We start from the raw sequence: 18,221 nt of genomic DNA on the forward strand, positions 1-18,221 counted from the left end.
ACCGCGGTGGAGCACATCGTCGATCTCGACCGGGCCGCCGAACGGATCACCGCCCGGGCCCCGCACTGGCACGCGGCCGGCCTGGTGGTCGGCGCACTGACCTGGCGGGCCGACGGCGCCCCCTGGCCGCAGCCGCTGGAGACGGACCGGAGTAGGGTCGCCGATCCGGATTCGGTCGGCGTCGAGGTGGTGGATCCGCGTACGGGTGCGGAACTGCACGTGGTGCTGTTCCGCGGTGGCTGGGCGGACGTGGACTACCTGGCGCGCGACTGGGCGGTCGAGGGAAGCGCGGCGCATGAGGGGGAGACGGCGGGCGTCGGGGTGCTTCCGGCCCAGGGCATCGTCTCCGACGCCGACTTCGAGGAGCGGCTGATCGCCTGGACGGGCGAGGTGTTCGGCGGCTGATCGGGCCGCGGCGAACAGCTGACAGATCTCAGCGAACAGATGTCGGCAAACAGATGTCAGTGAACAGATGTCAACGAACGGATTTCAGCGAACAGAGTTCAGATGACGAAATCTGTTCGCTGAAATCCGTCTGTTGTCAGCCGCGACCTGATGCGGTCAGCGCAGGTAGTCGATCAGTCCGGCCGGCTTGAGGCCTGCGGCGTCGGCGGCGGCGAGGGCGCGGGGCAGGTCGGTGGCAAGGGTGTCGGTCCAGTGCATCAGGATCACGTCGCCCGGCTGGAGCGGGCCCGGGTGCCAGATGTTGGAGGCGCCCCAGCTGAAGTCCGCGTCGGCGGTGAGCACGGTGCGGATGCCGCAGTTGGCGGCGGCCTGGAGGGTGTCGGCGTTCCAGGCGAAGTACGGCGGGCGGAACACCACCGGTGCGGTGCCGAACAGCCGGGTCATCGCGTCCCGCGCGTCGCAGATCTCGACCTGCTGCTGCTCCAGCGGGAGCTTGCTGAGGTCGGAGTGCGAGACGCTGTGGTCCTGGATGGACGAGCCGGGCACCGAGGTGACCCGCCGGAAGAAGTCCGGGTCGGTGCCGGCCGGCATCGGCAGCGGGAACGCCGTGATCGGCAGGTGGTGGTCGGCGATGAACCGTTCCGCCTCGGGGGTGCGCGTCCAGCCGTCGTCCACGGTGAAGAAGACGACCTTGTCGGTGGTCGGGATCGAGCCGGCCGCCGTCGCCGGGGCGGGTGCCGGGCCGTCCATCCGGACGTCGTCCACCGAGAACGGGCCCTGCTCGTACCAGCCGTGCACGTACAGCCGGATGCTGTGGGCGTTCGGGCCGGTGGTGAAACGGGTGGTCAGCTGCTGCCAGCCGCCGGAGGTGGTCTCGGTCCAGGCGGGGGCGACGTCCCGGCCGGTCCCGGTGGCGCCCAGGTAGACGAAGTTGCCGCGCACCCAGGCCGAGGCGGTGTACGTGGTGTCGGGCTGGACGGCGACGGTCTGCGCGCACTCGCCGGTGGAGTCGGCGTTCGCCGGGGTGACGGTGAGGGCCGAGGTGCCGGAGTGGGCGGCGGTGGTGGCGACGGCCGCTTCGGCCGGGCCGCCGGTGCAGTTCCAGCCGGGGATGCTGCCCCAATCGGCGAGGTTGGGGGAGGGCAGTTCGAAGCCGGGGTTGGTGACCAGGTTGACGGTCGGGGCACTGGCACTGGCACCGGCACCGGCGACGCCGGCGGAGGCGGCCGGGACGGCGAAGGCGGTGAGCAGTGCGACGGAGGCGGCCACCGCGGACAAGCGGGCAGGCAGGCGGGCAGGCAGGCGCGTGGACATCGACACGTGAGGACTCCAGCAGGTGGGGGCACGCCCGTGGGGAGGGCGTGAACGGGAATCTGAACCGTGGAACCGGGGCGCTCCCGGAGGGGCGGGAGCGGGTGGTGCTGGTGCGCCGCACTCGGACCGAAGAGCAACAATGGACTGGACCAATCGACCCGTCAAGGGAACGGCAGGTGAACCGGCGGCCGAACACACCAGCCCCAAACGGGACAAGACGTCACGTCAGAAACAGTGTGGAGCGGTGAGGTTCAGGAGAGGTACAGCTCTTCGATGTCCGACGCGTAGTGCTCCGCGATCGCCGCCCGCCGCAGCTTGAGCGAGGGGGTCAGCAGTCCCTGCTCCACGCTGAACTCCCGTGGCAGCAGCCGAAACGCGCGGATCGACTCGGCGCGCGACACCGCCGTGTTGGCGGCCGCCACCGCGCGCTGGACCTCCACGTGCAGCTGCTCGTCGGCGAGCACCGCCCAGGCGTCCAGCTGCTCCCGTCCGTGGGTCTTCAGCCAGTGCGCCAGCGCGCCCGGGTCGAGCGTGATCAGGGCCGCCACGTAGGGGCGGTCGTCGCCCACCACCAGGCACTGGGAGACCAGCGGATGCGCCTCGACCCGTTCCTCCAGGGCCGCGGGGGCGAGGTTCTTGCCGCTGCTGGTGACGATCAGGTCCTTCTTGCGGCCGGTGATGGTGAGGTAGCCGTCCTCGTCCAGCCGGCCCAGGTCGCCCGTCCCGAACCAGCCGTCGATCAGTGAATCGGCCGTGCACTGGGGATGGTTGAGGTATCCGCCGAACACCGATCCGCCGCGCACCCACACCTCGCCGTCGTCGGCGATCGCCACCGAGGCGCCCGGCACCGGGTGTCCGACGGTGCCGAGCTTCTGTCGTCCGGCCGGGTTGGCGGTGATCGCCGCGGTGGTCTCGGTGAGGCCGTAGCCCTCGTACAGGTGGAGCCCGGCGCCGGTGAAGAAGAGGCCCAACTCCCGTCGTAGCGAGGAGCCTCCGCACATCACCGTGCGCACCCGGCCGCCGAGCACGGCGCGCAGCTTCGGGTAGACCGTCCGCTCGTAGGCGAGGTGGCGCAGCCGTAGGGCCGCGCCGGGCCCGGGGCCGCGGCCGAAGGCCTTCTGTTCCCGGGCGGCCGCCCACTCGACGGCCACCTGCCGGGCCTGCTCGAAGAGTTCGGCGCGACCGGCCGCCTCGGCGGCGCGTCGGGCCCGCTGGAAGATCTTCTCGAAGACGTACGGGACGGCGTGCAGGAAGGTCGGCCGGAAGCTCTCCAGGGCGGGCAGCAGGGCGTCGGTGGAGACCTCGGGGACGTGGCCGATCCGGAAGCCGCCGCGGATCGCCGCGATCTGCACCGCCCGTCCGTAGACGTGTGCCAGCGGCAGGAACAGCAGGGTGGCGGGCTGGCCGGAGCCGCCGGTGTCGCGGAGCACCTCGCCCCAGCCGGCGAGCAGCGCGTCGGCCTCGGCGGCCAGGTTGGCGTGGGTGATCAGGCAGCCCTTGGGGCGTCCGGTGGTGCCGGAGGTGTAGACGACGGTCGCGATGTTGTCGGCGGTGACGCCGAGCCGCTGGCGGTGCACCAGGGAGTCCGGGACGTCCCGGCCGTCCTCGGTGATCGAGGCGATGCAGTCCCGGTCCAGCTGCCAGATCCCGGTCAGGTCGGGCAGGGCGTCGCAGACCGCCCCGACGGTCATCGCGGCGTCCTCGTCCTCGACCAGACAGGCCACCGTCTGGGTCTCGGCGAGGATCCAGCGCACCTGCTCGGGTGCTGCCGTCGGGTAGACCGGGACGGTGATCGCGCCGATCGACCAGAGGGCGTAGTCGAACAGTGTCCACTCGTAGCGGGTGCGGGACATCAGGGCGACCCGGTCGCCGTAGCGCACGCCGCGGGTCAGCAGGCCCTTGGCGAGGGCGAGCACCTCGTCCCGGAACTCCCGTGCGGTGACGGCCTGCCAGCGTCCTTCGCCGGTGCGGCGGGAGAGCTGGACCAGGTCGGGGAGGCGGTCGGCGGTGTCGTACAGGGAGTCGGCGAGTCCTCCGGTGGCCTCGGGCCCGGCCGGGGCGGGGGTGGTGAACTCGCGCACATTCCTCCCCGGTTCGCGTCTCTCGGCGCTGTCCGCCGACCCGGCGCGCGAGCACCGGAGGGCGGCGCCCGGTCGCGCGGGGTGGAGCGAAACTATCGGATCGCCCTGTCACTGCCCAGGGTTGTGACGGCGACGCGACGAGATCGGCACGGGCCCGTACGAATGGTGTCGCAGTTGGGGAGGAGTCGAGGAGGCGTCCGGGCGGCGGGCCGGGGGGCGACCGCGGAGCGACCACGGGGTGATCGCGGGGCGGGGCACGGGGCGATCGCGGGGCGGGGCACGGGATCGGAGCAAGGTAAGAATGTGGTGAAGAAGTGGAATGGTTCGGCCCTCGAACGTGTGGTCAGGGCGTAGTAGAGTCTCGCAGACCTGTGGCCGGGACCTCCTCCGGCTCCCTTGCCCCAGGGCTCCCCACGCCCCGCCGAACCGGCCGCTCCAGCGGCCCGGATACCCTCCGAACCGCTCCCCGTCCGCGCCTGGCACTTCCCGACCGAGGACTCCATGCGTCTGCGCAGCAGCTCGATCCGCGCGAAGATCATCGCGCTGCTCCTGGTGCCCATCGTCGCGCTCGTCGCCCTGTGGGCGTACGCGACGCTCGCCGCCACCGGGGACGCCTGGAACCAGCTGGCGATCAGCCGTACGTACAAGGAGTACGGGGCGGCGGTGGACCAGTACACGGGCGACCTGCAGAACGAGCGCCGCGCGGCCGTCCAGCACCTGGCCGACCCGAACTCACCGGTCGCCCGGGACGCCTTCGAGCACGCCACCACCGCCACCGACCGCAGCCTCGCGGTGCTGCGGCAGAAGAAGGACGGCGCCGGCGACCGGCTCTCCACCGCCCAGCGGGCCCGCCTGATGCAGATCATCGCCGCCGCCGACCAGCTCGGCCCGCTGCGGGCCCAGGTCGGCCGGCTGGCGCTCAACTGGGAGTTCGCGCTCGGACAGTACAACGACCTGGTCAGGCCGGTGTTCGGCTTCCGGTCCGCCTACGTCGCCCGGCAGAGCGGCCAACTCCCTCGGCAGGGCACCATCCTGATCGAGCTGGTGCGCGCCCGCGAGTACCTGGCGCAGGAGGACGCGGCGATGGAGGGCCTGCGCACCGGCGCGACCCGGCCCACCGGCGAGCAGTACCAGACCGCGCTGGACGCCCTGCACAACCAGCAGGCGCTCTTCACCGTCTACATCGCCGAGCTCGAACCCGCCGACCAGTCCGACTACCTCGCCCTGCGCGGCGGCGAGGCCTGGGGCGCGCTGGCGCGTGCCGAGGCCGACTTCGTCGGCGCCGGCGGCCCCGACCGGGTGGTCCAGGCGCTCAACGGCGACGACTGGCGGCAGACCGCCGACCGGTCGCTCGGCGACCTCTCCGCCATCAACTCCCGGATCGGTGCCGGGCTGGACGACCGGGGTCGCTCCGCGGCCGTCACGGCACTGTGGCGCGGCGGCATCGCCGGCGCCGTCGGCCTGGTCGCCGTGGTGCTGTCGGTGCTGATCTCGTTCCGGATCGGCCGCGGCCTGGCCCGTGAACTGATCGGCCTGCGCAACGCCGCCAACGAACTCGCCACCACCCGGCTGCCGTCCGTCATGCTCCGGCTGCGCCGCGGCGAGCCGGTGGACGTGGCCGCCGAGACGCCCGAACTGCGCTTCGGGCAGGCCGAGATCGGGCAGGTCGGGCAGGCCATCAACGCGGTCCAGCGGGCCGCCGTCGAGGCCGCCGTCGAGCAGGCCGAACTGCGCCGGGGCGTCGCCGCGGTCTTCGTCAACCTGGCCCGGCGCAGCCAGGTGCTGCTGCACCGGCAGCTCACCCTGCTCGACACCATGGAGCGCCGCACCGAGGACCCGGCCGAGCTGGAGGACCTCTTCAAGGTCGACCACCTCACCACCCGCATGCGCCGGCACGCCGAGGGCCTGATCATCCTGGCCGGCGGCTCGCCGGGGCGGGCCTGGCGCAAGCCGGTCCGGATGGTGGACGTGGTCCGGGCGGCGATCGGCGAGGTCGAGGAGTACGCCCGGGTGATCGTCCGGCCCTTCCCCGGCACCGGCCTGCTCGGCAGCGCCGTCGCGGACGTGACCCACCTGGTGGCCGAACTGGTGGAGAACGCCGCGGTGTTCTCCCCGCCGACCACCCAAGTCACCGTCCAGGGCGAGGTGGTGGCCCACGGCTTCGCGCTGGAGATCGACGACCGCGGCCTCGGACTGAGCGAACAGCTGCTCGCCGAGATCAACGAACGCCTCACGGTGGAGCAGGAGTTCGACCTCGCCGACACCGACCGGCTGGGACTGTTCGTGGTCAGCCGGCTCGCCCGCCGGCACGGCATCCGGGTCCACCTGCGGCCCTCCCCGTACGGCGGGACGACGGCCGTGGTGCTGATCCCGCGCGAACTGCTGGCGGAGGCGCCGGACGGGCTGCCCGAGCCGCCCGCGGCCGGTGCGACCGGGGGCGGGGGACGCCGCCCGGCGGGGCGGACTGCGGGACGGCGCGACCTGGTCGCGGTGCCCGACCCGGGCTCCTCCGCCTCGTCCGGTACGGCCACGGACGCGCCGGCTGGCTCGGCGTCCGCAGCGGGGACGGGCGGGCGGCACCGGGGGAGCGGCGGTCCGCGACCGTCCGCGCCCGAGCCGGGGCGCACGGCCAACGGGCTGCCGCGCCGGGCGGCGCGGACCAAGGGCGGACCGGTGCTGGTGCCCGCGCCGGGGGCGGACGTCGACGGCGGAGCGGGGACGGGGCGGCACCGGCGGGACCTGGTGGAGGCGGCGGCGTTCCCGGACGCGGCTCCCGTGGACGTGGGGCCGGTGGTCCCGTCCTCGGTGGACCCGTCTTCGGCGGATGGGGCGCCGGTGGACGTGGTGCCGGCGGATGCGGTGCCGGTGGACGTGGTGCCCCGGACACCCGGTGGCCTGCCCCGGCGGGTCCGGCAGGCGAACCTCGCGCCGCAGCTCAAGGAGCAGGCGAAGGAGCGGCTCCGCGGCGAGGCCGGGCCCGAGGACCGGGCCGGTCGGTCGGGCGCGCAGTCGGCCGAGACGGCGGAGGCCCGGGAGGCCCGGGAGCGCTCGCCGGAGGAGGCCAGGGCCACCTTCGCCTCGTTCCAGCGCGGCTTCACCCGGGGACGCGGGGCCACCGGTCCGGTCGGCTCGCCCGGCTCGCTCGGCCGGACGGGTCCGCCGGCTTCGCAGGGTTCGTCGGGTTCGGTGGGCTCGTCGAACGCCCGGCCCGCCGCCGTACCCGCTTGGCTGCCGCCGGACCCGTCCCGGCGGGCGATCAGTCCGGCGCCCGCCCCGGCGGCGCTGCCCGCACCCGCGCCCGGGGACTCCGACCGGGCGTCGCTGGCCCGTCGGATCCCGCCCGGCCAGCCGGTCCGGCGGAACCCTGCGACGGTCCCGCCCGTACCACCAGTGACACCCTCGACACCCGTAGCGCCGGCAGGACCCGGAACGACCGCAGTACCCGCAGTACCAGCAGTGGCCGTAGTACCCGCACCACCCGCACCACCCGCTCCAGCGGAAGGAACTGATTCATGACCACTTCGACGCAGCCGTCCGGGGACCTCAACTGGCTCCTGGACGACCTGGTGGGCCGCGTCGCGGCCCTGCGGCACGCGGTGATCCTCTCCAGCGACGGGCTGGCCACCGGCGCCTCGCGCGACCTCGACCGTGAGGACGCCGAGCACCTGGCGGCCGTCGCGGCCGGGTTCCACAGCCTGGCCAAGGGGGCGGGCGGGCACTTCAAGGTCGGCGGGGTCCGGCAGACCATGGTGGAGCTGGACGAGGCGTTCCTGTTCATCACGGCGGCGGGCGACGGCAGCTGTCTGGCCGTGCTGAGCGAGGCCGAGGCGGACATCGGCCAGATCGCCTACGAGATGGCCCTGCTGGTCAAGCGGGTCGGCGAGCACCTGGCCGCCGAACCGCGCACCGAAACCGCCGCGCCGAGGGGCTGAGCGGTCCGATGGCGGATCCCAAGGCGGACGGGCCGGGCGGCCCCGCGGCGCACGACGGCCGGGCGGTGCTCGACGGCTCCGTGGGGCACGACGGCCCGGCGGCGCTCTACGACCCGGCCCCGGCGGCGCCGGAGGGCCCCGTCGAGGGCGGTGTCGGCGGCGTCGCGAGCAGCGGCGGGAGCGACGGCGCGGAGCCGGAGCAGGGGACCCCGGACGACCCGGAGGTCGACCTGTTCCGTCCGCGCACCCCCGTCGACGACCGGTGGTTCGACGACGAGGCCGGCCCGGTGGTGCGGCTCTACTCGATGACCCGGGGCCGTACCCGGCCGGTCGAGGACGGCCTGTTCGACCTGATCTCGCTGATCACCGCCAAGGAGCCCGGGCCGGACGCGGGGGCCGTGCCCGCGGACGTGCTCGACCCGGAGCACCACACGCTGCTGGCCTGGTGCCGCCACGAGCCGCTGTCCGTCGCCGAGCTCGGCTCGTACACCGATCTGCCGGTCAGCGTCGTGCGCGTCCTGCTCGGCGACCTCTACGACGCCGACCTGATCAGCGTCACCCGACCCGTTCCGCTCGCCGAGCTGCCGGACGAGCGCCTGCTGCGAGACGTGATCAATGGACTCCGTGCGCTCTGACCCGATCCCGCCGAGTGCTCCGCGGAGCACCCCGCCGAGTCCCACGCGAAGTGCTGCTCCGAGCGCCCCGCCGGCGTCGGGCCGGAGCGCCACCGAACCGCGCTGGCGCGGTGGCCCGGCCGTCGCCGTGAAGATCCTGGTGGCCGGCGGGTTCGGCGCGGGCAAGACCACCCTGGTCGGCTCGGTCAGCGAGATCCGGCCGCTGCGCACCGAGGAGGAGCTCAGCGAACTGGGCCGCCCGGTGGACGACACCTCGGGGGTGGAGGCCAAGCGCACCACCACGGTGGCGATGGACTTCGGCCGGATCGACCTGCGGCCGGGCCTCGCGCTCTACCTGTTCGGCACGCCCGGGCAGGACCGGTTCTGGTTCCTCTGGGACGAGTTGGCGCGCGGCGCGCTCGGCGCGGTGGTGATCGCGGACACCCGGCGGCTGGCCGACTGCTTCCCCTCGGTGGACTTCTTCGAGCAGCGCGACATCCCGTTCCTGGTCGCGGTCAACTGCTTCGAGGGCACCGAGCGGTTCGCCCCGGAGGAGGTCCGGGACGCGCTGGACCTCGACCCGGGGATCCCGGTGATGCTGTGCGACGCGCGGCTGCGGGAGGACGGGAAGGAACTGTTGGTCGCCCTGGTCGAGCACGCCGCCGACCGCCGTCGCCGGGCCGCCGCGCGGACCTGAGACTCCGTGGGATCGCCGCTGGTCAGGAATGCTTCACGCACCCGACGTCTCATTCGGCCGTCCACATGTCGGACGCTCGTCGTGCGGAAGGTTGCCTAGACAGGCTCGGGCGTGGAAGGCTCTGTGGACGAAAGCCGTCCCGGCCATGCCGTCGGGAAGGTCGGGAACGTCCTGTTCACGCCGGTCCGTTCGGGCCGGTGGGTCCGTACGGGCGCCGCCGACCGGCCACCGGCCTTCGACGATCCGACGCGGCACCGTCGCCGCACACCGGAGCGCGGCAGGTCGCCGCGCACCCGCAGCACGACGAGGCAGGACGAAGGGGGAGGGCAGCAGGGATGACCGTCGGCCAGCGACGCATCACCGCCGTGCCCGGCCCCGTCATGCCGGTGCTCACCGTCCGCCGCTACATCGACCACGCGCTGATCTGCAGCGCCTGTTGTCGCTGACCGGCCTCGCCCCGACCCGGTACGTCCCCGGCACCTCCGGCCCACGCGGGCCGCTGCCGCCCGACGCACCGCCGACCCCGTCGACCAGGCCGTAGCGGATCGCCCGTCAGGTGCGTCCGCGGCCGACCGATCCGGCCCCGCCCCGCGGAGAAACCACCAGTGAACATCGCCTGCCCCAGCAAATCCCCCGGTGTCGCCGGTCCCCCCGGCGTCGACGGTCTCACCCGGGACGGCCGACGGGGTCACCTCGACCTCGAACCGTTCTGGCCGTCGCGGCAGCCGCACCTGTTCGATCAGACGTGTCCGGGCTCGCCCAGCGCGTCCCGGCCCTCCGCCCGCTGACACCGGCCCACCCGGTCCAGCTCCGGCAGTACGCCCGGTCGACGCGCAGACGACTCCACCCCGTCCGTCACGCGCGAAATGAGCGGCACACCATGTCTTCCTCCTCCACGGCCACCCTGCCCCTGCCCACCGCGACCCCGCACCTGCGCGCGGTCCGGTCCGTTCACCCCGTCTCCGTCCTCCCGTCCGTCTCCGCCGTCCCGCCGCACACCCCGGCCGTCGGGCCGCACCGCCCGGGCGTGGGCCAGGCCCTCGCGCCGAACCGCCAGGGCGGCGTGGGACCGGTCGTCGGCCCGCAGCCCGGTGCGGTCGCACCGCCGGCCCCCGCCGCGCTGCTCGCCGCACTGCCGGAGGGCGCGACCGTCGTCGCCGCGCTGCCCCACGGACTGCTGCCGCAGGGCCTGCTCGCCCAGTACGGTGCGCAGGCCGGCGCGGCCGCCGGGCACCCGATGGTCGGCTACCTGGTGCTGGTGCCGGCCGAGGGCCTGTCCGCCCCGGCCGGCGTGCCCGGTGCGGCCGGGGCTGCTGCGACCGGTGCCCTGCCGGGCGGCGCTCCGGGCGCCGTCCGCCCGGTCCGACCCGCCGGCCGCGGCATCAGCGTCGACGCCGAGCGGCGCAACGCCTACGTCGACGGGCGGTTGCTCGACCTCACCTACCTGGAGTTCGAGCTGCTGGCCCACCTCACCGAGCACCCGCAGCGGGTGCACACCCGGGACCACCTGGTCTCGGCCGTCTGGGGCTACGGCCACGTCGGCGACGGCCGCACCGTCGACGTCCACGTCGCCCGGCTGCGCCGCAAGCTCGGACCGGCCTACCGGGACTCGATCGTGACGGTGCGTCGGGTCGGGTACAAGTACACGCCGGTCAACTGACCGTCGCCGATTCGCCGATTCGCCGATTCGCCGAGTCGTCCAGCGCCGCAGCGGGTTGTCCGTTCGTTCCGTGAACGGACAACCCGCTGCGGCCTGTCGGCATGTCATGGCGCGGTCGGACCGGGCGGTCGGGCCGGATGCTCAGGGGCGCTGGTCGGGCGGCAGCAGGAGGACGGCCAGGGCGTCGGCGCAGGTCCGGGCGTGGCCCAGGAACCAGCCCAGCCGGTCGTCGGTGAGGTGCGCGGGAGTCGAGCGGACCGCGAGCGCGAACCGGGCCTGCCCGGCGGCGTCCAGGACGGGAACCGCGACGGTCCGCACCCCGGCGGCCGACTCGCCGTCGTTCAGGGCGTGACCGGCGGCCCGTACCTTGGCCAACTCCTCCTCCAGGAGCGCCGGTTCGGTGATCGTGCGGTCGGTGAAGGAGGCCAGCGGGCCGAGTGCGGCCACCGCGGTCTCACCCGACCGCGGCCAGGCGAGCAGCACCTTGCCGAGCGCCGTCGAGTGCAGTGGCCGGCGCAGGCCCAGGCCGGTGTCCGGGCGGACCGAGCCGCCCACCAGGATCACCGCGTGCGGACCGCTGCGGATCGCCAGGTCGGCGGTGGTCTGGGTGCGCCGGGCGAGCAGGTCGAGCTCGGGCCCGGCCAGGTGCAGTCCGCGCTGGTGGAAGCTGAGTTGGCCGAGTTCGGCGACGGCCGGGCCGAGCCGGTAGCGGGCGGTCTGCTCGTCCTGTTCCAGGAACCCGGCGCTGACCAGCGTGCGGGCCAGTCGGTGCGCGGTGGACACCGGGAGCCCCATCCGTCGGGCCAGGTCCGAGGCGCTCAGGTCCGGGCCGTTGTCATGGAAGCAGTGCAGCAGCCCGAGGGCGCGCTGGACGGCCTGCGCACCGGCCGGCGGGTTCTGGACGGCGGTGGCGGCCTCGGCCATGGCAACTCGCGTTCGGTCGGGTGGCTCCGGGCGGACCGCCGGAGGGAGTCTCAGCGTAGGGCAGCCGGTGCTGCGGGAATGTGTCAACGGTGTTGCAATGGGAAGGCATTGATGAACAACTGATCCCACCATGTGGCAAAGGCTTGCCTCCGGCTCGGCCACCGTGGAACGCTCCTCGCATCGCGCCGCCCAACTCCTCGGTCCGGGGGCGCGCCCGAACAGGAAGGAGCGGCGCCGTGATGTCCCACCGGTGTCTCCCCTCCTGTGCCTGTTGTCGCTGACGCACCCCGCGCCACCCGCTCCTGCCACCGCTCGCAGGTCACAACTCCGCTGCGCCCGAAGCCCGATGGCCCGGGACGTACTCGATCGCCGCTGCTTCCGGCCGCCGCCGGAGCCCCCGGAGAGGAACAACTCCCGTGTCCAGTCGTTCGCCAGGTTCGCCCGCCCTCCCCGAGACGCTCTGGTTCACCCGCTGCCCGGTGCCCACCGCGACCGGGATCGCGGCCGACCAGGGCTGGCTGGCCCGGGAGTTCGCCGCCGACGGGATCGCCGTCCGCTCGCTCCAGGACGCCCCGCCGGAGGTGGCCGCCGACCACCACTACACCCATGCGCTGACCGGGCTGTTCCGCGAGGGCGGCAATGTGCCCGCGCTGTGGGCCCGTTCGCGGGGCGAGGCGACCCGGCTGATCGGGCTGACCTGGATCGAGGAGCGGCAGGTCGTCCTGGTCCGGGCCGGGAGTGGGATCGGTGAGCCGGGTCAGCTGCGCGGGCTGCGACTGGCGATCCCACGTCATGGGATTGGCATCGATTTCTGGCGGGCGATGGCACTGGCGGGCTTCCGTGGCGCCCTGGGGCTGGCCGGTCTCGGGCTGGCGGACGTCGAGCTGGTCGACGTCCCGGCGATCCGGGGCGGCGGGCAGTGGTCCGCCGAACTGTCCGCATTGCGGGACGGCGTGGTGGACGCGGTGTACGTGAAGGGGGCGCTGGCCGTCGAGGCCGCCCGCCGGATCGGCGCGGAGGTGGCGGTGGAACTGGACACGGCGCCGGACCGCCGGGCCCGGGTGAACAACGGGACGCCCCGGCCGGTCACCGTCCACCAGCGGCTGCTGGACGAACACCCGCGGCTGGTCGCCCGGTTCCTGGCCGTCCTGCTGGAGGCCGCCGACTGGGCGGCCGAGCGCCCGGCGGAGGTGGCCCGCATCCTGCAGGCCGAGACGGGGGCCGGCGCGGAGGGCGTCGCGGGGGCGTACGCGGCGGGTGGTCACCGCACCCTGCACCTGGATCTCTCGGAGGAGCGGCTTGAACTGCTGGCGCAACAGGAACGATTCCTCGGCGGGCAGGGGTTCCTCGCCGCGTCGGTGGACGTCCGCTCCTGGGCCGATCCGGAGCCGCTCCGGGCCGCCCGTGCGCTGCTGCGCGAACGGCGGGGCGTGACCGGCTGACCGTCCTGTCGTTCGTCCGGTCGTTCGTCCGCCCGGCGGTCCGGCCTCGCTCCATCGGCAGCGCTCGGCGAACGGCCGTCGGCGAACGTCCCCCAGTGGACGGCCGCAGGCGAACAGCTTTCAGCAAACAGCTTTCAGCAAACAGCATTCGGCAAACAGCTTTCAGCGAACAGAGTTCAGACAACAGAATTCAGCGAACAACATCTGAAAGTTGTTCGCCGTCATCTGTCACTTGTTTTGGAGACCCCGTGAACACCGCCCGCCTCGCCCTCGCCGCCACCGCGCTGCTCGCCTCCACCGCCCTGGCCGCCTGCGGCTCGACCGCCGACGCGGCCAAGGGCTCCGCCGAGGGCGGGTCCGGTGGTACGGCGGACGTCGTGCTCCGCCTGCCCGACCCCGGCAACAACGGCTTCCTCGCCCGTGGCAAGAAGGACGGCTCGCTGGACCAGGCCCTGGCGGCCGTCCATGCCAAGGTCGCCTGGACGGGCAGTGCCGGCCCCTTCGCCCCCGCCGCCCAGGCGCTCTCCGCCGACCAACTCGACGTCGCCCAGGGCTCGATCACCTCGGCCGTCGCCGCGCTCGCCCAGAAGCCCGGATTCAAGCTGTTCGCCCAGACCGCTCCCGACGGCGTCGGCGAGGGGATCCTGGTCAAGAACGACTCCGCCGTCAAAACCGTGCAGGACCTGGTCGGCCGGAAGGTGGCGGTGTCCCAGGGCGGCACCAGCGAGTACCTCCTGCTCAAGGCGCTGGAGAAGAACGGCGTCCCCGCCGACCAGGTCCAGCGGGTCTACCTGCGGGCCGACCAGACCTCGGGGGTCTTCAACTCCGGCCAGGTGGACGCCTGGGCGACCTGGAACATCTTCTCCACCCCCACGATCGCCAACGCCGGCGCGCACTTCCTGGTCGACGGCAAGGCGATCGGCTCCGACAACTACGCGGTCTGGGCGGTGCGCAACGGCTTCGCCGACAAGCACCCCGAGGTGGTCAAGGCCTTCTACGCGTACCTGCGCGACAACGGCCTGAAGGAGAAGGCCGACCCGGCCGCCTACCTCAACGTGTTCACCGACTCCGGCCCGACCGCCGTCACCGCGGCCGAGAAGGACGTCGCGGTCAACGTCAGTCGGCAGGGCGCGGCGGCCGCCGCCATCTCCGAGGCGGACACCGCCCGCTTCGGCACCGTCGCCCGGTTCTTCGCCGACCAGAAGGTCACCAAGCAACTGGTCGACGTCAAGCCCTATCTGATCGACATCGACAAGCTCGGGGACGGTGCCAAGTGACCGCCCCGGCAACGGGACGAGCGGACGGCCCACCGCAGCCGGCGCACGCCGCCGAGGAGACCGGGGCCGCCCTGGCCGCCGCCCTAGCCGCCGGTCTGGTGCCCCCACGGGCCGAGCGCCGACGCCCCCGCCCCCGGGCGCTCGCCGCTCTCCTGCGCACGCTCGGCCCGCTGGCCCTGCTCGGCGGCTGGGCGCTGGCCTCCGCCACCGGGGCGCTGACCCAGGACGTGCTCGCCTCACCCGCCCAGGTCGCCGAAGCCGTCGGCGAGTTGTGGGGCAACGGGCAGCTGACCGACGCCCTCACCGTCTCGCTCACCCGGGCCGGACTCGGCCTGCTCTTCGGTGCCAGCACCGGCCTGGTCCTCGGCGTGGTCACCGGATTCACCCGGCTCGGTGAGGAGTTGCTCGACTCGGCGATCCAAGTCCTGCGCACCGTGCCGTTCCTGGCGCTCGTCCCGCTGTTCATGGTGTGGTTCGGCATCACCGAGACCGCGAAGGTCGCCCTGATCGGGGTGGCCACCAGCTTCCCGATGTACGTCTCGGCCTCCGGCGGCGTCCGCGCCACCGACCGCAAGCTGGTCGAGGCGATGCGCAGCTTCGGCCTGGGCCGCTGGGCGATCGTGCGCACGGTCGTGCTGCCCGGTGCGCTGCCCTCGCTGCTCTCCGGGCTGCGGCTCTCCATGACGCTCAGCGTGATCGCCCTGATCGCCGCCGAGGAGATCAACTCCACCGAAGGCATCGGATACTTGATGGCCCAGGCCCAGAACTACTCACGCACCGACGTCCTCGCCGTCTGCATCCTGATCTACGGGCTGCTCGGCCTTGTCGCCGACGGCGTCGTCCGGGTCCTGGAACGCCTGCTGATGCCGTGGCGCCGGGCCGTCCCAGGAGGCGCCCGATGACGTCCCCCACCACTCCGGTCGGCACTCCCGCCGCGACCACCGCCGCCACTCCGGCCGTCCATCTGCGCGGCCTGCGTCGGGTGTTCGGCACCCGGGCCGTCCTCGACGGTGTCGACCTCTCCATCGCCCGGGGCGAGTTCGTCGCCCTGCTCGGGGCCAGTGGCACCGGCAAGACCACCCTGTTGCGCATCCTCGGCGCGCTAGACCGGGCCGACGAGGGCACGGTGCTCGTCCCGGCGGTCCGTACGGTGGTCTTCCAGGAACCCCGACTCGTTCCGTCCAAGCGGGTGCTGGCCAATGTCACGGTCGGCCTGCCGCGCGGCGCCGCGACCCGGGCGACCGGGCTGAAGGCGCTCGCCGAGGTCGGCCTGGAGCGGCACGCCGAGTCCTGGCCGGCTACCCTCTCGGGCGGTGAGGCGCAGCGCGTCGCGTTGGCCAGGGCGCTCGTCCGCGAGCCCCAACTCCTGCTGTTGGACGAGCCGTTCGCGGCCCTGGACGCCCTGACCCGGCTGCGCATGCAGGACCTGGTCGGGGACCTGGTCCGCCGCCACCGTCCGGCCGTCCTGCTGGTCACCCACGACGTGGACGAGGCCGTTCGGCTCGCCGACCGGGTCGCCGTGCTCCGTGACGGCCTTCTGGTCCGGGACGAGCCGGTCGCCGTCGACCGGCCCCGCGACCCCGCCGACCCGGCCTTCGCCGACCTGCGCCGCCGGTTGCTCGCCGACCTGGGCGTCCACTGAGCGGCGGGCCGTCGTAACCCGCGTAACCCGCGTAACCCGCGTAACCCGCGTAACCCGCGTAACCCGCCACCCCGCGCATGCCTTCGCAGTCCTCCCGCAGAAACCGCACGCACCACCGGAGTTGACCAGATGACCGTCACCCTCGGCGTCCACGCCAGCAACCCCTCGCTCTACTACCTCGCCCGACTGCCCTATCTGGACGAGGAGTTGTCCCCGCTCGGCGAGACCGGCGGGTTCCACCACTACACCGACGGCACCCGCACCGGCGAGCTGCTCGCCGACGGCACCATCGACTTCGGCGGCACCGGTTCGACCCCGCCGATCACCGCCCAGGCGGCCGGACACGACCTGGTGTACGCGGTCGTCTCCGCGCCCCGTCCCGACCACGGCGCGCTGCTGGTGCTGGACGGCGGACCGGTCCGTACGGTCGCCGACCTCAAGGGCGGCACCGTCGTCCTCGGCGTCGGCTCCTGGCAGACCCACCTGCTCGCCAAGGCCCTGCATGCGCACGGACTTTCGTACGGCGAGGACGTCACCCCGGAGCGTCCGACGGCGGGGGAGGACCAGGCCCGGCGGCTGCGCGAGGGCGGGATCGCGGGCTGGATCGCCCAGGGCGCCGAGCTCGCCGCCGCCCGCCGCAGCGGGGAGTTCCGCGAGCTTATCCGCACCGGTGACGTCATCACCGACCGCTCGGTCTTCTTCACCTGCCGGGACTTCGCCGCCACGCGCCCGGAGGTGGTCGCCGCCGTCGCCACCGCACTGCGCCGGGCGGACGCCTGGGTGGCGGCCCACCCGGCCGAGGCCGCCGCGATCGCGGCCGGGGAACTGGGCGGGACGGTCGCCGACTGGCGCACCGCGTTCGCCGCACTGCCCTGGCAACTGGAGCCCGCCACGGCCGAGTTCATCGCCGAGCAGCAGGAGGCCGCGGACATCTTCCACCGGGTCGGCTTCATCGACCGCGCGCTGACCGTCGCCGACGCCCATCTGCCCGCCCTGGAGGCCCCGGTGGCCGCCGCGCTCGGGAAGGAGAGCTGAGCCGTGGCCTCCGAAGTCCTCTGGTACATCATCCCGCGCGAGGGCCACTACCCCTGGGAGCCGGCCGGCCGTCGCCCGGTGGACCTGGGCTACCTCCAGCAACTCGCGGGCAGTGTCGAGCGCCTGGGCTACACGGGCGCGCTGCTCGCGACCGACCTGTACGACGTCTGGACGCTCGGCAGCGCGCTCGCCGCCGCCACCGGACCGGCCTTCAAGCCGCTGCTGGCCGTCCACCCCGGACTGGTCTCGCCGACCCTGCTGGCCAAGATGGCACTCAGCTTCGACCACCAGTACGGCGGGCGGCTGCGCTTCAACGTGGTCAACGGTTCCACCGCGCAGCTGCGTGAGTACGGCCTGAACGTCGAGCACGACGACCGCTACCGGCTCAGCGCCGAGTACTGGTCGATCGTCAGGCGCCTCACCAGCGGCGAAGTCTTCGACCACGAGGGCGAGTTCTACCAGCTGACGAACGCCGGCGCGAGCCTGCGCGAGCTCACCCCGGTGCAGTCCGGCGGCATCCCGCTCTGGTTCGGCGGCAGTTCGCCGGCCGGCATCGAAATGGCCGCCCAGCACGTCGATGTGTACCTGACCTGGGGCGAACCCCCGCACCTGCTCAGGGAGAAGCTCGACCTGGTGCGCGAACGCGCCGCCGCCCACGGCCGGACCCTGCGGATCGGCCTGCGGCTGCACCTGATCGTCCGGGACACCGAGGACGAGGCCTGGGCGGCCGCCGACCGGCTGCTGGACGTGACCAGCCAGGCCACGTACGCCCGACAGCTGGGCTCGGCCGAGGGGGAGGACGGCGTCGGCTGGCAGCGCCAGTTCCGCCAGCACGGCGGCAAGGTCCCGGCGCGCGCCCGGGAGCTGGAGGCCTACCCCAACCTCTGGCCGGGCATGAGCCTGTTCCGCCCCGGGCCGGGAACGGCGGTGGTCGGCTCGACCGCCCAGGTGGTCGAACGGCTGAAGGAGTTCGAGAGCCTGGGGGTCGACACCTTCATCCTCTCCGGCAACCCGTTGCTGGAGGAGGCCCACCGGGTCGCCGAGACCGTGCTGCCCGCGCTGGGCATCCGGCGCTGACCTGCCGATCCGCCGATCCGCCGATCCGCCGACCGAGGGCGAAACGTCAGCGAACAGCGAACAGATGACAGCGAACGGATGACAGCGGACAGATTTCGAAATCTGTCAGCTGTCATCCGTC

General features: G+C 73.5%; 15 protein-coding genes. 12 read left to right on the plus strand and 3 right to left on the minus strand.

The window, feature by feature from the left end; all coding sequences use genetic code 11:
- The first annotated feature begins 6 nt into the window (after nt 1–6).
- The gene (locus ABTZ03_RS15305; RefSeq protein WP_350513421.1) at nt 7–405 is read left to right on the plus strand and encodes a hypothetical protein; all 399 of its coding nucleotides are present in this window, start codon (nt 7–9) and stop codon (nt 403–405) included.
- A gap of 156 nt (nt 406–561) precedes the next feature.
- On the opposite strand, the gene ABTZ03_RS15310 is transcribed toward ABTZ03_RS15305, so the two are convergent.
- Nucleotides 562–1,674 carry a polysaccharide deacetylase family protein gene (locus ABTZ03_RS15310; protein WP_350513456.1) on the minus strand — a complete coding sequence of 371 codons (1,113 nt, stop codon included), beginning with the start codon at nt 1,672–1,674 and terminating at the stop codon, nt 562–564.
- A 296-nt stretch (nt 1,675–1,970) separates the two neighbouring features.
- Nucleotides 1,971–3,800 (minus strand): AMP-dependent synthetase/ligase, encoded by a 1,830-nt coding sequence (locus tag ABTZ03_RS15315; protein ID WP_350513422.1) that lies wholly within the window; start codon nt 3,798–3,800, stop codon nt 1,971–1,973.
- A gap of 501 nt (nt 3,801–4,301) precedes the next feature.
- Here ABTZ03_RS15315 and ABTZ03_RS15320 point away from each other — a divergent pair.
- The 5 genes from ABTZ03_RS15320 to ABTZ03_RS15340 all read left to right on the plus strand — a co-directional run bounded on the left by ABTZ03_RS15320 (nt 4,302) and on the right by ABTZ03_RS15340 (nt 10,703).
- On the plus strand, nt 4,302–7,316 hold the full coding sequence (locus ABTZ03_RS15320) for a sensor histidine kinase (protein ID WP_350513423.1): 3,015 nt from the start codon (nt 4,302–4,304) through the stop codon (nt 7,314–7,316).
- Nucleotides 7,313–7,732, plus strand: a complete 420-nt coding sequence (locus ABTZ03_RS15325; protein ID WP_350513424.1) for a roadblock/LC7 domain-containing protein — start codon at nt 7,313–7,315, stop codon at nt 7,730–7,732. Before ABTZ03_RS15320 ends, ABTZ03_RS15325 begins: the two co-directional genes overlap by 4 nt.
- A gap of 230 nt (nt 7,733–7,962) precedes the next feature.
- Nucleotides 7,963–8,367 carry a DUF742 domain-containing protein gene (locus tag ABTZ03_RS15330; RefSeq protein WP_350513457.1) on the plus strand — a complete coding sequence of 135 codons (405 nt, stop codon included), beginning with the start codon at nt 7,963–7,965 and terminating at the stop codon, nt 8,365–8,367.
- Between the two features lie 127 nt (nt 8,368–8,494).
- The gene (locus ABTZ03_RS15335; protein ID WP_350513425.1) at nt 8,495–9,043 is read left to right on the plus strand and encodes a GTP-binding protein; all 549 of its coding nucleotides are present in this window, start codon (nt 8,495–8,497) and stop codon (nt 9,041–9,043) included.
- 880 nt (nt 9,044–9,923) lie between these two features.
- The gene (locus ABTZ03_RS15340; protein ID WP_350513426.1) at nt 9,924–10,703 is read left to right on the plus strand and encodes a winged helix-turn-helix domain-containing protein; all 780 of its coding nucleotides are present in this window, start codon (nt 9,924–9,926) and stop codon (nt 10,701–10,703) included.
- 141 nt (nt 10,704–10,844) lie between these two features.
- On the opposite strand, the gene ABTZ03_RS15345 is transcribed toward ABTZ03_RS15340, so the two are convergent.
- Nucleotides 10,845–11,627 (minus strand): IclR family transcriptional regulator, encoded by a 783-nt coding sequence (locus ABTZ03_RS15345; RefSeq protein ID WP_350513427.1) that lies wholly within the window; start codon nt 11,625–11,627, stop codon nt 10,845–10,847.
- A gap of 416 nt (nt 11,628–12,043) precedes the next feature.
- Here ABTZ03_RS15345 and ABTZ03_RS15350 point away from each other — a divergent pair, with 416 nt between their 5' ends.
- The 6 genes from ABTZ03_RS15350 to ABTZ03_RS15375 all read left to right on the plus strand — a co-directional run bounded on the left by ABTZ03_RS15350 (nt 12,044) and on the right by ABTZ03_RS15375 (nt 18,100).
- The gene (locus ABTZ03_RS15350; protein WP_350513428.1) at nt 12,044–13,069 is read left to right on the plus strand and encodes an ABC transporter substrate-binding protein; all 1,026 of its coding nucleotides are present in this window, start codon (nt 12,044–12,046) and stop codon (nt 13,067–13,069) included.
- Nucleotides 13,070–13,317: 248 nt separating this feature from the next.
- Complete coding sequence (locus ABTZ03_RS15355) at nt 13,318–14,346, plus strand: NrtA/SsuA/CpmA family ABC transporter substrate-binding protein (protein ID WP_350513429.1); 1,029 nt, start codon at nt 13,318–13,320, stop codon at nt 14,344–14,346.
- 71 nt (nt 14,347–14,417) lie between these two features.
- Nucleotides 14,418–15,248, plus strand: a complete 831-nt coding sequence (locus ABTZ03_RS15360; RefSeq protein ID WP_350513458.1) for an ABC transporter permease — start codon at nt 14,418–14,420, stop codon at nt 15,246–15,248.
- Nucleotides 15,245–15,988 carry an ABC transporter ATP-binding protein gene (locus tag ABTZ03_RS15365; protein WP_350513430.1) on the plus strand — a complete coding sequence of 248 codons (744 nt, stop codon included), beginning with the start codon at nt 15,245–15,247 and terminating at the stop codon, nt 15,986–15,988. The genes ABTZ03_RS15360 and ABTZ03_RS15365 overlap by 4 nt, the downstream gene beginning before the upstream one ends.
- 129 nt (nt 15,989–16,117) lie before the next feature.
- Nucleotides 16,118–17,023 carry an ABC transporter substrate-binding protein gene (locus ABTZ03_RS15370; protein ID WP_350513431.1) on the plus strand — a complete coding sequence of 302 codons (906 nt, stop codon included), beginning with the start codon at nt 16,118–16,120 and terminating at the stop codon, nt 17,021–17,023.
- Between the two features lie 3 nt (nt 17,024–17,026).
- The gene (locus tag ABTZ03_RS15375) at nt 17,027–18,100 is read left to right on the plus strand and encodes an LLM class flavin-dependent oxidoreductase (protein WP_350513432.1); all 1,074 of its coding nucleotides are present in this window, start codon (nt 17,027–17,029) and stop codon (nt 18,098–18,100) included.
- Nucleotides 18,101–18,221 lie beyond the last annotated feature (121 nt).

Origin of the sequence: Kitasatospora sp. NPDC096077 (genome assembly GCF_040303245.1) — a bacterium.
Taxonomy (GTDB): Bacteria; Actinomycetota; Actinomycetes; order Streptomycetales; family Streptomycetaceae; genus Kitasatospora.

Bases quoted from the DNA above. Each gene is read 5' to 3' on its own strand.
- ABTZ03_RS15320 (WP_350513423.1), top strand. From the start codon at position 4,302: ATGCGTCTGCGCAGCAGCTCGATCCGCGCGAAGATCATCGCGCTGCTC.
- ABTZ03_RS15325 (WP_350513424.1), top strand. From the start codon at position 7,313: ATGACCACTTCGACGCAGCCGTCCGGGGACCTCAACTGGCTCCTGGAC.
- ABTZ03_RS15340 (WP_350513426.1), top strand. From the start codon at position 9,924: ATGTCTTCCTCCTCCACGGCCACCCTGCCCCTGCCCACCGCGACCCCG.
- ABTZ03_RS15345 (WP_350513427.1), bottom strand. From the start codon at position 11,627: ATGGCCGAGGCCGCCACCGCCGTCCAGAACCCGCCGGCCGGTGCGCAG.
- ABTZ03_RS15365 (WP_350513430.1), top strand. From the start codon at position 15,245: ATGACGTCCCCCACCACTCCGGTCGGCACTCCCGCCGCGACCACCGCC.
- ABTZ03_RS15370 (WP_350513431.1), top strand. From the start codon at position 16,118: ATGACCGTCACCCTCGGCGTCCACGCCAGCAACCCCTCGCTCTACTAC.